At 38.3% G+C, this 13213-nt stretch carries 12 protein-coding genes; 3 read left to right on the top strand and 9 right to left on the bottom strand.

What is annotated here, in order from left to right:
* Nucleotides 1-13: 13 nt before the first annotated feature.
* The 4 genes from ACSVH9_RS04455 to ACSVH9_RS04440 form a co-directional block, all read right to left on the bottom strand.
* Nucleotides 14-2122: an FAD-binding and (Fe-S)-binding domain-containing protein gene (locus ACSVH9_RS04455; protein ID WP_438062660.1), complete on the bottom strand. Its 2109-nt coding sequence runs from the start codon at nucleotides 2120-2122 to the stop codon at nucleotides 14-16.
* A gap of 277 nt (nucleotides 2123-2399) precedes the next feature.
* Nucleotides 2400-3056 carry an aspartate kinase gene (locus tag ACSVH9_RS04450; protein WP_159688653.1) on the bottom strand — a complete coding sequence of 219 codons (657 nt, stop codon included), beginning with the start codon at nucleotides 3054-3056 and terminating at the stop codon, nucleotides 2400-2402.
* Nucleotides 3057-3178: 122 nt separating this feature from the next.
* Nucleotides 3179-3538: a YraN family protein gene (locus ACSVH9_RS04445; RefSeq protein WP_342692164.1), complete on the bottom strand. Its 360-nt coding sequence runs from the start codon at nucleotides 3536-3538 to the stop codon at nucleotides 3179-3181.
* A 543-nt stretch (nucleotides 3539-4081) separates the two neighbouring features.
* Entirely contained in the window at nucleotides 4082-4978 is an 897-nt protein-coding gene (locus tag ACSVH9_RS04440) for a S66 peptidase family protein (RefSeq protein ID WP_438062659.1), read from the bottom strand.
* A 234-nt stretch (nucleotides 4979-5212) separates the two neighbouring features.
* On the opposite strand from ACSVH9_RS04440, the gene ACSVH9_RS04435 reads away from it, so the two are divergent.
* Nucleotides 5213-6322: an endonuclease/exonuclease/phosphatase family protein gene (locus ACSVH9_RS04435; RefSeq protein WP_438062658.1), complete on the top strand. Its 1110-nt coding sequence runs from the start codon at nucleotides 5213-5215 to the stop codon at nucleotides 6320-6322.
* Here the strand turns inward: ACSVH9_RS04435 and ACSVH9_RS04430 are convergent.
* The gene (locus ACSVH9_RS04430) at nucleotides 6306-7289 is read right to left on the bottom strand and encodes a Fic family protein (RefSeq protein ID WP_438063028.1); all 984 of its coding nucleotides are present in this window, start codon (nucleotides 7287-7289) and stop codon (nucleotides 6306-6308) included. The two genes, ACSVH9_RS04435 and ACSVH9_RS04430, sit on opposite strands and share 17 nt — an antisense overlap.
* Nucleotides 7290-7481: 192 nt before the next feature.
* Between ACSVH9_RS04430 and ACSVH9_RS04425 the strand changes: the two genes are divergently transcribed.
* Nucleotides 7482-8021 carry a 3-hydroxyanthranilate 3,4-dioxygenase gene (locus ACSVH9_RS04425; RefSeq protein ID WP_438062657.1) on the top strand — a complete coding sequence of 180 codons (540 nt, stop codon included), beginning with the start codon at nucleotides 7482-7484 and terminating at the stop codon, nucleotides 8019-8021.
* A 428-nt stretch (nucleotides 8022-8449) separates the two neighbouring features.
* On the opposite strand, the gene ACSVH9_RS04420 is transcribed toward ACSVH9_RS04425, so the two are convergent.
* Entirely contained in the window at nucleotides 8450-9406 is a 957-nt protein-coding gene (locus ACSVH9_RS04420) for an MBL fold metallo-hydrolase (protein WP_438062656.1), read from the bottom strand.
* Between the two features lie 248 nt (nucleotides 9407-9654).
* Here ACSVH9_RS04420 and amaB point away from each other — a divergent pair, with 248 nt between their 5' ends.
* Nucleotides 9655-11208, top strand: a complete 1554-nt coding sequence (amaB, locus tag ACSVH9_RS04415) for an L-piperidine-6-carboxylate dehydrogenase (protein WP_298298037.1) — start codon at nucleotides 9655-9657, stop codon at nucleotides 11206-11208.
* Nucleotides 11209-11411: 203 nt separating this feature from the next.
* On the opposite strand, the gene ACSVH9_RS04410 is transcribed toward amaB, so the two are convergent.
* The 3 genes from ACSVH9_RS04410 to ACSVH9_RS04400 all read right to left on the bottom strand — a co-directional run bounded on the left by ACSVH9_RS04410 (nucleotide 11412) and on the right by ACSVH9_RS04400 (nucleotide 13189).
* Nucleotides 11412-11921 carry a DUF6646 family protein gene (locus tag ACSVH9_RS04410; RefSeq protein WP_438062655.1) on the bottom strand — a complete coding sequence of 170 codons (510 nt, stop codon included), beginning with the start codon at nucleotides 11919-11921 and terminating at the stop codon, nucleotides 11412-11414.
* 21 nt (nucleotides 11922-11942) lie between these two features.
* The gene (locus ACSVH9_RS04405) at nucleotides 11943-12668 is read right to left on the bottom strand and encodes a metallophosphoesterase family protein (RefSeq protein ID WP_438062654.1); all 726 of its coding nucleotides are present in this window, start codon (nucleotides 12666-12668) and stop codon (nucleotides 11943-11945) included.
* Between the two features lie 65 nt (nucleotides 12669-12733).
* Nucleotides 12734-13189: a VOC family protein gene (locus ACSVH9_RS04400; RefSeq protein WP_438062653.1), complete on the bottom strand. Its 456-nt coding sequence runs from the start codon at nucleotides 13187-13189 to the stop codon at nucleotides 12734-12736.
* Nucleotides 13190-13213 lie beyond the last annotated feature (24 nt).

Below are 13213 nucleotides of genomic sequence, written 5' to 3'. Positions count from 1 at the left end.
TGCGAATTTGCGGTTATTCTTCCACTTTTATTTTACTTGCTCCTTTCGGAATTTGGGGAATCCATTTAGGAATATTGCCTCCTGAAATCCAATGTAATCCACTAGAAATCGATGACATAATTCTCGTCCCAAAAACCGAGTGAAAAAACGACACTACTTTTAATCCCGCTCGCATTATCGCGGTAGTACTTTCCATATTTGAACCTATGTAGTCGGCCACTTTCTTTTGAGAATCCGTAATCGCATCGGCTCGCCAATGTTTGACAAACTTGCCCGTATCAATGTGAACAGGACAAGCCAAAGCACACAAACCATCGGTAGCACAAGTTTCATCCAGTTGATAAGTAACATCTTTTCGAATGTCTGCCAATCGTTGCGGATTATCATTAGTTACTTCTAATCGGCTGATTTCTCTGGCAATAACGATGCGTTGTCTGGGCGAAAGCGTTAATCCTTCGGAAACACAATGCGGTTCACAGAATCCACATTCCATACATTTATCAATAATAGCGTGAGATTCTGGTAAAGGTTTTAAGTGTTTCAAATGCGCTTTTGAATCGAGATTGATCAAAACATCAGGATTGATTTGGTTCTTGGGATCAAAGATCTTCTTAATGCGTTTCATAATGTCATAAGCCGCCGCTCCCCATTCTTTTTCCACAAAAGGCGCCATATTACGTCCCGTTCCGTGTTCCGCCTTTAAAGAGCCTCCAAATTGATCCACAACAATTATCGCCAATTCGGCCATTAAATCTTCATAGCGTTGCACTTCCTTCGGATTTGAGAAATCTTGCGAAAACACAAAATGCAAATTCCCTTCTAGCGCGTGTCCAAACAAAACCGCGTCGTGGTATTCGTATTTTTTGAATAAGGCTTTTAGTGCCACACAAGCTTCTGCCAATTGCGGTAGCGGAAAAGCAACATCCTCAATAATCACCGTAGTTCCCGTTTTTCGTAAACCGCCTACCGTTGGTAACAAACCTTTTCTGGCCTTCCAATTAAAGTAATATTGTTTGGGGTCTGATGTGAATTCATAATCCGTAAAAGTCGGTATACTCAGAATTTGAGCTTTCACTTGTTGTTGTTTTTGCAACAACACTTCTTTATCATTGTCTCTGCATTCTACCAATAAAGCACAAGCATCTTCGTGTAACGTTTTAAAATAATCAGGTGCTTCGGTATCATTTTCTACCGAACGAATGGAATCTCTGTCTAGCAATTCTACGGCGGCAACAGGACTTGATTTCAACAAAATCGTCGCGTTACAAGCATCCTGAATCGAATTGAAAATCAACAACGAGCAAGATTTATGCTTTTCGTCTACAACCGTCTTGAAAGTCACATTCGAGATAAACGCCAAAGTCCCTTCAGAGCCCACCATCAAATGCTTGATGATTTCAATAGGGTCTTCATAATCCACCAAAGCATTGATGCTGTAGCCCGTAGTATTTTTGATTTTAAATTTCTGACGAATGCGCTCCTCCAAAGCCAGATTCGCAACAATCGTATGTCGCAAGTCCTTAATTTCGTCAATTAAATGTCCCTGAGTTTCATAAAACGAAGCCACACTTTCCGCATCGGCTGTGTCTAGGACTGTCCCGTCGTGTAAAATCATTCGAATATCAGCAATGGTTTTATACGAATTCTGAGCCGTTCCACAGCACATTCCGCTGGCGTTGTTGGCTACAATTCCGCCAATCATCGCCGCACCAATAGAAGCCGGGTCGGGACCAATTTTTAGTCCGTGTGGCGCCAAAAATGTATTCGCTCTAGCGCCTACAATTCCGGGTTCAAGTTTTATCTTTTGCTTGTCATCTAGTAATTCGTAGTGCTTCCAGCCGTGCGTCGCCACGACCAAAACCGAGTCCGTTATCGCTTGTCCCGACAAACTCGTACCCGCCGCTCGAAACGTCAAAGCAATATTCAAGGCATTTGCCGCTTTGATAATCGCCACCACTTCGGCTTCAGAATGTACCAAAAGCACCATCTTCGGAATCAACCGATAAAAACTCGCATCCGTTCCGTAAGCCAAGGTTTGCAAAGGATTTGTCAATATGCGCCCCGAGTCGAGCACAGCTGAAATTTGGTCTTTAAACTTTTGATAAGAAGGAGATAATGACATTGCTTTGTGTAATAAAATGTAAATTTAAGCATTAGCGACCATTAATTTCACCCCAAGACGCACCATTGTTTTTAGGAGCAGCAAAAAATGGGCACATCAGGAAGCAAAGTCCCGCTGTCCTTCCTATCTTTTTATCCAGAAAAAGGATAAAAAGGATATTCCCTCCCATCGGGGCTAAGGATGAAAATAGTCTTTTTTTTGTAAACATTTCTTTGACTTTCTCGCATAAAAAAACGAAGCAATAGGCCTCGTTTTCATATTGTTTTGGAATAAATTCCTAATTTTTCAAGTCTTTAATCACCTTAAAGGCTACATCTACTTCGTTCTCACTCACCAAGATAGTAAACTCATTCGAAGTCGAAATTACCTCATTGATAATGATTCCTTCCCAAGCCAAACGCTGAAAAATGAAATAATAAATACCCGGAACCACTATGTTTTCTTTTGGCAACTTAACCGTAATCGAAGCTAAATTTTCTAATTTCTGAATTAACTTCTCACTAGAAAAATGCTTTTCTACCAAGTGATTCACACTGTTACTCACTACAATGTTAATCTCATTAACCCCACGTGAAGAAGTATAGAAAATATCCGAAAACGTATTAATGTCAGTAATCAAATCGGCTTGCTTGTTCAAAACAGTGTCAGAAACCGCAAAAGTGTAATCCGTTAACTCCGAGCGTACGGTAATTTCACCAATGTTTTTGATTACTTTATTGATTTTATGATTCAATTTGAAATCCAATTCTTCTGTTAATCGTTTCAAAGCCATCACCACAGCACCTTGTTTTACCTCTTTACCAAATTCACTTTCTAATTCGGTCATAATATTCCGAGATAATGAAGTCAAGTTGATAATACCCAAAGAAAGAGCGTTCAATAAAAAAGGTTTGGTTTTGATGTAATTTTCAACAATTGAAGAAACAGTTTTCATAACAAATACATTTTTAATTTTTTTAGAGAAAGATTAGATTTAACTGACAAAATGTGTTAAATCTCTTTGCAAATATAAATAAAAAACAATTTGTTACAAATATAACATTGAATTTTTTTCGATTAAAAATGAAAAAAAGCGTCGGTAAGGTGTTCAATAGCAAAGGATTCCTTCTCTTTATGAATCGCAATAATGTCAAACCGTACATTTACATCGATTTCGTTGAGGGTCACATAAGCATCGACAGCTTTTACCAATAATTGAATTTTTTTGGGTTTTACAAAGTCTTGTGGCAATCCAAACTCGATAGAAGACCGTGTTTTGACCTCAACAACGGCCAAAATATCTTCTTTTTGAGCCAAAATATCAATCTCCGCCTTCTGAAAAATCCAATTCGTTGCTAAAATCGTGTACCCTTCTTTTTTCAGAAAATCAACCGCTAGCTCCTCGCCTAGTTTTCCTAATTCGTTATGTGCTGCCATATTTTAAATCAAAATCCTTTTGAAATTTTAAACATATAAGTCATTTCAGTTTTTTTTATTCACCATATAAGGCATATAAGGCTATTTAAGATTTGAATAGGAATGGGCTTTAGCCCATTCATTATAATGCAAACCCACATCAGGCTTTAGCCAAAATACAACATAATTTTGGCTAAAGCCTTACTAGATTCACAATAAAAAACATCCCGCTAAAGCAGGATGCAAGTGATGATTTTACAACTAATACTCTCGTTAATTCAATGTATAATCAGTTTTTCAACCATATAAGACATAAAAGGTAATTTCAGAACACTCATTATTTGAATCACCAAACTAAAAGAAAACCTTTCTCTGTGAACCTTGTGCCAGCCTTTGTGGCCTTAGTGGTTAAAATCCAAAGTAGTATTTTCAACCCCAGCTTATATGCCCTTCAATGACTTATATGGTTCAACCAAAAATTATTTCCAAACTCAACTTATATGCCCTTCAATGCCTTATATGGTTCAATAAAAAATGGTAAACCTATATGTTTCAACCCAAAAACTATTCAAAAACCACAGTAGACCCTGTAGCCGTGACTTCAAGTGTGATGGTATTTCCCAAAATCAACGCGCGATTATCCTTGATATGCCCCGCCGGGAAATTATACACCACTGGAATATTATAGGATTTGGTTACATCTTCAATAATTTCAAGCGCATTTTTGCCCCAAGGAATATCGTTATCCTTCATTTTGGTCATACCACCTACGATAATTCCTTTGATGCTTTCCAAACAACCGTTGCGTTTTAAATTCATCATCATACGGTCGATGTGGTACAAATACTCATCTAAATCTTCGATAAAAAGAATTTTATCCGAACAATCAATAGCAGAAGGCGAACCAAACAAACTATACAAAATCGATAAATTCCCGCCTACCAATTCACCTTTGGCTTTGCCCAAACGATTCATTGGAGTAGGTTCAATAGTGTAGGCTAAAGGTTGTCCAAACAAGGCTTTGTACAAAGTAGCAATCGATTCAGGAGCGGTTCTAGGAATACTCACAGGCATCGTTCCGTGAATGGTTTTGTAGCCCAACGTATTCAAATGATTGTGCAAAACCGTAACATCACTAAAGCCTACTATCCATTTAGGGTGCTTTTTGAAAGTAGAAAAATCCAATAAATCTATCATTCTCACCGTTCCGTAACCGCCGCGAGCGCACCAAATGGCTTTAATATTTGGGTTGTCCATTTGCTTTTGAAAATCGGCAGCACGTTGTGCATCCGTTCCCGCCAATTGATTTTGGTCTAAACCAATGGTACTTCCAATCACCACTTCGAGCCCCCAACTGTGCAATAAGTCGATAGTTGGTTGTAAATTATCTTCGATATTTTTTCGAGCGGTAGCCACAATGGCAACGGTATCTCCTTTTTGAAGTACGGGTGGTGTAATCATCTTTTTTTGAGCTTGACTGTTAGTAATCGAGCATACAAAAACAAAAAACAAAGCTTGCCATAAAAAATGACCTTTGCTATTGGCTTTTGCTTGTCGATTTGTAATAATGTTTAAGTTGGATTTCAATAGTTTCAAAACTGAGTTAAAAAACAAATATAGGCAAATCCTAAAATATGCAGCGGTTTCTAATGGAAATCCCTTAACTTTACTTGTAGCGATTTTAGTATAATAAATATGAAATATAACTGGTTGATTTTTGGACTATTTCTTGCTTTGGGGACATCTCCTCTATTTTCACAAACCAAAAAATTCAAAATACATACGGTTGCATTTTACAATTTTGAGAACCTTTTTGACGCCATCAACGACCCCGATACTTTTGACGAAGAATGGACACCCGAAGGTTTACAACGATGGACGAAAGCAAAATACCAAACCAAGCTCCATCATTTGGCACAAGTACTTTCAGAAATTGGCACTCCTGAAAACAAAGAATTACCCACATTTATCGGCGGATGCGAAATCGAAAACCGAGCCGTACTCGAAGATTTGATTCAACAATCCCAATTACAAGAGGCTGAATATGGCATCATCCACTTTGATTCGCCCGACAAACGTGGCATTGATGTGGCTTTGTTATACCGAAAAAAATGGTTTCGACCCACAAATTACAGTGTGATTCCCTTGTATTTGAATGCTACTCCAGAATCTGAAAAAACCAATACCACTGCATCAATAGCTGAAAAAACAGAAGATGATGTTCCCATTCTAGCACCAACCAAAAGGATTTACACTCGAGACCAATTGCTAGTTAGTGGCTATTTAGAAGGAGAAGAAATCCATCTCCTAGTCAATCACTGGCCTTCTCGTTCGGGTGGCGAGCAAAAAACAAGTGCGTACCGGGAAGCCGCAGGAAAACTGAACAAAAAAATCATCGACTCGTTGCAACAGCTCAATGTCAATGCAAAAATAATAACGATGGGCGACCTGAACGATGGGCCTCATAACAAGAGTATAAAAGTGGCTTTGGGAGCCAAAGGAAAAAAAACAACGGTAGCTCCACACGAAATTTTCAATCCGTTTGAAGCTTTGTTGAGCAAAGGCTTGGGTACGATTGCACACCAAGATGCTTGGGATGTTTTTGACCAAATTATGCTTACAGGTACTTGGCTCAGTACAGATTATTCGACTTGGCAGTATTGGAAAGCAGGCATATTCCAACGGAATTACCTCATTCAAACTCAGGGAAAATTCAAAGGCTATCCACTTAGGCATTCCCTAACCGAAGTTGGATATAGCGACCATTTCCCAGTATATGTCTATTTGATTAGAGAAGGAAAATAGAGGAAGAATCTGCAACTATTTTTTGGTAAATGGTATTTTTCTTGTCTCCTTCTTTAGCGATTAACCCTTTTAAAATTCCATTTTTTAAATCTCTACTTGCTGTAGCCGTAGACAATTCCGTAAAAAACTTTAAGTAATCTTTCCTAGAAAAAACAGTGATAGGTTGTTCTAAAAACAATTCCAATCGTTCGGTTTCATTTAATTTTCGGTTACTATTTACAAGTAATTCAGCCAATGAAACTTCAATAATTTGAAGCATGTAGACAATAAATGCAGTTGATTTTCCTTCTTTGTCAGAGGTAGACAACGCTTTGTAATAAGCTTCTTGGTTTTTAGCAATAAGAGATTCAAAAGGTAAGAATTCAAATATCGGATAGTCATTCATTAAGATAATGGTTTGCCATAATCTCCCCATTCTACCATTTCCGTCCATAAAAGGATGAATAAATTCCATCTCATAATGAAAAACACAACTTTTGATGAGCGTCAATTCTGAAGTGTCTTTTAAATAATGAAACAAATCTTGCATCAAAAAAGGTAAATTCTCGGAGGGTGGAGCAATATGTTCTACCTTAGTTCCTTTGACAATACCAACACCTTTTGTTCGATATTTTCCTGAATTTTCGACCAATCCTTTCATCAACATTTGATGAGCTTTTAGAAAATCTTTATTGGAATGATACTTAAAGGAACGGATTTTTTTATAGACTTCTAAAGCGTTTAACACCTCAACAATATCTTTCTCAGGGCCTATCACTCTCTTGTTTTCAAGAATTGCTGTAATCTGTGACTCAGACAAGGTATTCCCTTCAATACTAAGAGAAGAATGAATCGTTTTAATTTGATTTTGCTTTCTTAATGTTGGACTTTGTTTCACTAGATATTTGGCATTAACCTCTCCTATTTTAGTTGAAATAGAAGCAATTAATCTTAAAATATCGGAAGTAATATCGTAGGGTGGTTCCATTATGATAGTATCATTTGATAGTATCAAAAATACTATTTTTATGGTTTCATTATCTATTTTAAATGAAAAAAACTAATCGGGTAACCCCTAATAAGATAGATGTTAAATTGAATGGCCTGCTCTCACACGCTCAACGATTCAAAAGTCAGGCCTTTTCCTTATCTTAGCCTTTCCAATTTTAGCACAAAAACAATGGCCATAGCAAAACCCTTCAACCTCAACCAATGGATTCAAGATAACCGTGAGTTATTAAAACCACCCGTTGGCAACAAAAACCTTTATGTTGATTCTGGCGATTATATCGTGATGATTGTGGCGGGTCCGAATGCCCGAAAAGATTACCACTATAACGAAACAGAAGAGCTGTTTTACCAACTTGAAGGCAGTATAAAAGTCATCATTCAAGAAGAAGGGCAGCGCAAGGAAATGGAACTGCATGCAGGAGATATGTATTTGCATCCCGCTAAAATTCCGCACTCGCCCGTTCGTTCCGAAGGTTCTATTGGACTAGTCATTGAACGCAAAAGAGCGGGATTGGGTTTTACCGATGGTTTGCTTTGGCATTGTGAGTCTTGTAATCATAAATTGCACGAAGTCTATTTTGAACTCCACAACATTGAAAAAGATTTTCTCCCTCATTTTCAACATTTTTATAGTTCTGAGGCGTTGCGTACTTGCCAAAATTGTGGCACCGTGATGGATACCGACCCAAGATTTATGGGGAAGAAGTAAACGTTTGCACTAAATTTTTAAAACATATAAGGCATAGGAGTTTTCAATGCTTTGTGTAAATGCTTGTGAATTATGGTATTGTTTTTTGAACCATATAAGGCATTTAAGGTCATTGAAGAGTTTACTTAGTGAACATTGCGTTTTTTTACCACTAAGCAACACAAAGAAGTCACGAAGAAGCACAAAATTATATAGCATTCCTTTGTGAACTTAGTGCAAAACCTTGTGTCCTTTGTGGTTAAATTTTTACACAAAGCAATACTCTTTCACTTTGCGTCCCTTGCGTAAACCCTTGCGTCCTTTGCGGTTAAGCTTTTTACCACACACACTAAAGATTTAAACAAAACTTAAATGACCTTAAATGCCTTATATGGTTGAAAAAAATGGAAACTAAAATGTCTTATATGTTTCATTTTTTTAATAGTAAACTACAACTCCATACGTACACCTTGTTCAGGAAAAACAAAAGTCAATCCCAAATCATTTGGAGCCGCTAATTGTTGCTTAATTTTTTGGATAGCAGCAGCTGGAGGTTTCAAATGGGTAATGATGATTTTACATTTTTGCAAGGCTCCTTTTCCAGTGAGTGCTGCTAAAACCTGCATTTCTTTCATCAAATGTTTTGGTGTTAAATGTCCGAATAGGAATCCATCGGGTTGTTCGTTAGGAAACGAAACTTCTATAAAAATACCTTTCAACTCTTGTTTTTGAATCAAGGGTGCGATGGCTTTCCAAAGGTCGGCTAGGTTTGTGGTTTTTTCTACCGCATCAGGTCCTGTGTCGCCTAAATACAAGACCGCATTGTTGTCTTTTTTAATTAAAAATGCTGTGCTTTCGTAGGGATTTACGTGACTCAACGGAAACGCTTGTACCGTCATTGAGGTATTCGAAATGGGTAGGATTTTTCCAAAAGAAAGGGTTTCGAAATGGTATTTTTTTAAGGGTTTACCTATGCCTGAATCGCCAAAATTCGCCCAAGTCTGGTCGTTAAAATAATGGCTTTGCATCATTTTCATAGCAGGAGCTATGGCGTAAACAGTTTTAGTCGAGTCCGCAGGCGAATTGATAATCAAACCCGACACGTGGTCCAAATGGGCATGTGAAATACAATACCCTTTGATGTATTGGCGCAAAACTGTACTTGAAGACACTGAGAAAGTACCTTTTTCAATTGCTTTTTCAATACCTGAATGAACGGTTCCAGCATCTAAACAAACGTATTCCTTTGTTCCGAAAGGAGCCACTAAATAGGCCGATAAATTGCGTTCATCGATTCCGCCATACACTCCCAAAGGCACCACTTCAAAAACGGGTTTCGCTTTTTGTCCAAAAGAAACTATAGTGGATGCTAAAAACAACAGCACCCATCCAAAAACTTTTCTCATCTTTTCTTCATTGAAAATTAAAGGTTAAAAGTACGGCTTCTGCTGAAAATGACTGTTTTTTTTCTAAATGAAATCTATCTTAATTTTGGGATTTAGGTTACTTTTACAGCTTCTCAAAAGGACTTCAATCAACAGAAAGTCTTGATTTTTTGGTGTTTACTAATTTTAACTAGGAACACTTCTTTGAAATTTGCATCTAAATACTATCTTTACGAAAAAATATAACAATTTTAACTAAAAAAGTTACAATGACAACAATAGCAACTCAATTCGGAATGAACGAAGCCCTAGCGCAACTAGGTATTAAAGCAGTAAATGAAGGAACTTCTACTGGAACCCAGCACTTTGCAAGCGGTTCTTTGTTAGAGAGTTATTCTCCTGTAGACGGACAATTAATTGCCTCAGTAACCACAAGTTCTGCTGCTGATTATGAAAAAGTGATGCAAACTGCGACGGCTGCTTTCAAAACATTTCGATTGATGCCAGCCCCACAACGTGGTGAAATTGTACGTCAGTTTGGAGAAAAATTACGCAAAAACAAAGAAGCTTTAGGGAAATTGGTTTCTTATGAAATGGGGAAATCGTTGCAAGAAGGCTACGGCGAGGTTCAGGAAATGATTGACATTTGTGACTTTGCAGTAGGATTATCTCGTCAGTTACACGGATTGACGATGCACTCTGAGCGTCCGGGGCATAGAATGTATGAGCAATACCATTCGCTTGGCGTAGTAGGTATTATTTCTGCCTTCAACTTTCCGGTAGCGGTTTGGGCTTGGAATACGGCTTTGGCTTGGATTTGTGGCGATGTTTGTGTTTGGAAACCTTCTGAGAAAACACCTCTTTGCGGAGTAGCTTGTCAAAATATTATTGCCGAAGTGTTAAAAGAGAACAACCTTCCAGAAGGAATTTCTTGTTTGATTAACGGCGATTACACTATTGGTGAATTGTTGACCAAAGACACTCGTGTACCTCTAATTTCGGCTACAGGTTCTACTAGAATGGGGAAAATCGTAGCACAAACAGTGGCGGGTCGTTTAGGAAAATCGCTTTTAGAATTGGGCGGAAACAATGCGATAATTGTGACTCCTGATGCTGATATCAAAATGACGGTAATTGGCGCTGTTTTTGGCGCTGTTGGAACCGCAGGACAACGTTGTACCTCAACGCGTAGATTAATCATCCACGAAAGTATGTATGACAAAGTAAAAGATGCTATTGTGGCGGCTTACGGGCAATTGCGAATTGGAAATCCATTGGATGAAAAAAACCACGTGGGACCACTTATTGATACACAAGCCGTTGAAATGTATAACCAAGCATTGACGAAAGTAGTAGCCGAAGGCGGTAAAATCTTAGTTGAAGGTGGTGTACTTTCGGGTGAAGGATATGAGAGTGGTTGTTATGTAAAACCAGCTATTGCTGAGGCTCAAAATAGCTTCGAAATTGTACAACACGAAACCTTTGCTCCTGTATTGTATTTGATGAAATACAGTGGCGATGTTGAAAATGCAATCGAGTTACAAAATGGCGTGGCACAAGGTTTATCCTCTGCTATTATGACCAATAATTTGCGTGAAGCAGAACGTTTCTTGTCAGTAGCAGGGTCGGATTGTGGCATTGCCAATGTGAATATTGGAACTTCGGGAGCTGAAATTGGTGGTGCTTTTGGTGGAGAAAAAGAAACTGGTGGCGGAAGAGAATCAGGTTCTGATGCTTGGAAAGTGTATATGCGTCGCCAAACCAATACGATTAATTATACAACCAATTTGCCTTTGGCACAAGGGATTAAATTTGATTTGTAATAGCGCTTTTAAATATATCAAAACCCTTTCAGAGTTTAATTCTGAAAGGGTTTTTTATGGCTAATTGTTTCCAAAAAAAACTAATGTGGCTTCCTAGCCCCGATTGCAGTGGAAATCCTTATAGGCCGGGGTTCGGGCTATAAGATTGCAACGGAAAGCGGGACTTTGCTCCCAAAAAAGCCAATTGCCCACTGCTTCTAAAACTATAAGTTAAATGATGCACCAATAGTGAAGGTAAATTGATTGTTTAGAGGATAGAAATACCGAGTACTTTCGCTGTATTTGGCTATGGGAAAACCGGCTTCTGTAAAAAGACCAAAACCATCTGTAAAGAAATAGCGAGCTCCAACGTGGCCTCCAAAATTCTTTAATCCTAAGCTTAAGCCTGGATATAAGTCGAATTTTTCGTCAATTTTGAGTACACTACTCAAATTGGCATTAATTCTAAACTTGGCTTCGAAACGGTCTTTAAATTGAGGACTGGAATTTGCTCCTCCACCATCTAAGCTATTAGCTCCTAAAACATATGCACCTACAAAGCCGTAGGACAGATTTTCACCTAATCCAAAATCGGCAGAGAGCTGAATGCCAGTTCCTTCATTTTGAAACTGCATTCCGATATTGAACTTTGTGTCGCCTTTGCCTTTAAAGGCTTGTTGCGCTTGGATAAAACTAATACTTAATAGAGCTACTAAAAGGGCTATTTTTTTCATTTATAAAAACTTTGTTTTGGTTTAATTTCTTCCTTTTTCGTCGAAATACAACTGATGCAAGGGTTCGCTTTGCCAGTATTCTTTGGTATCGATGTCCATAATTGTGAGTGGTCCTTTGAAGGCGGCACCAGTGTCTACATTCCAAACATTCGCCATTTGAACGGGTGTGGTTTGCTCTAATCGAGTGACTGGAGTGTGGCCAATATAAATTTCGTTATAAAGTGTTAGGCGTTTGGGGTACGACAAATGGTCTTTTGGCAATGCTTTATCTAAGGCTACGGCCGTTTCCCAAAGGGTTCTATCCCAATAAAATAGGCGAGGAAAGTATTCGTAATGGATTCCATTAAGATTGGTAAAACCCGCGTGAATAAACAATCGGTTCTGCTCGTCTAGGTAATAATTGTCTAAAGAGTGTAAAAATTCGATATGCTGCTGAATGGTAGCTTCGTCCACCTTTTCATAAGCCAATACGGTCGCCTCACCTCCGTGTTTGTACCACAAGGGGTTGTCTTTTCCACTATCTAGGTAGTCTAAAAAAAGTTCATCGTGATTCCCTTTAATGCAAATGATGTTATGTGTTTTTTTCATTTCGATGAGCAAATCGATAACTTGTGGAGACTGGCTCCAGCCATCGACATAGTCGCCCAAAAAAATCAATTTATCGGATGGGGTTACTTTGGCTCGCTCTAATACTTGATGCAAGGCACGCAAACCGCCGTGTATATCTCCAATGACTAATGTTCTCATATAGTGTGGTATTCTAAAATAAAAATGCAAAAATAGGGGAAAAATGGGCTCGTTTTTATTTTAAATTAGTTGCTTGCGACACTATTTACTTCTATCCAATACCCATCTGGGTCCTGAAAATAAACTTGCTGAATACCATCGGCGCGAGTAGTGATTTTGTTAGGCTCTCCTGGCCAATCGGAATACGGTATGTGTTCTTTTTGCAATTGCTTTATCAAGGCATCAAAATGTGGTGTGGTTAAAGCCAAATGCACGGCTTTGTTGATTGTCACTGGCGAAGTAATCGTGGAAACCAAATGCAACTCTTTGCCATCTCCTAAGGAAAACCAACGAATGCCTTCTTTTTGAGTTCGATTGGTGATTTCTGTCAAATACAAAACTTTGGAATAAAAAGTCGCGGCTGTATTGACATCTTTTACAGAAATAGCCAGATGATTCAAGCTTAATCCTAATGTTGTTTTTTCTTGGGCAAACAAGCAAATCGACCAAAGAAACAAACTATATGTAATTGCTTTTTTCATAGTTTTTATGGTTTGAATAAAAAC

It is taken from the genome of Flavobacterium sp. RSSB_23 (genome assembly GCF_051547145.1).
GTDB lineage: Bacteria > Bacteroidota > Bacteroidia > Flavobacteriales > Flavobacteriaceae > Flavobacterium.
The sequence above is the reverse complement of the archived record's forward strand: the minus strand, read 5'-3'. Positions and strand labels throughout refer to the sequence as shown.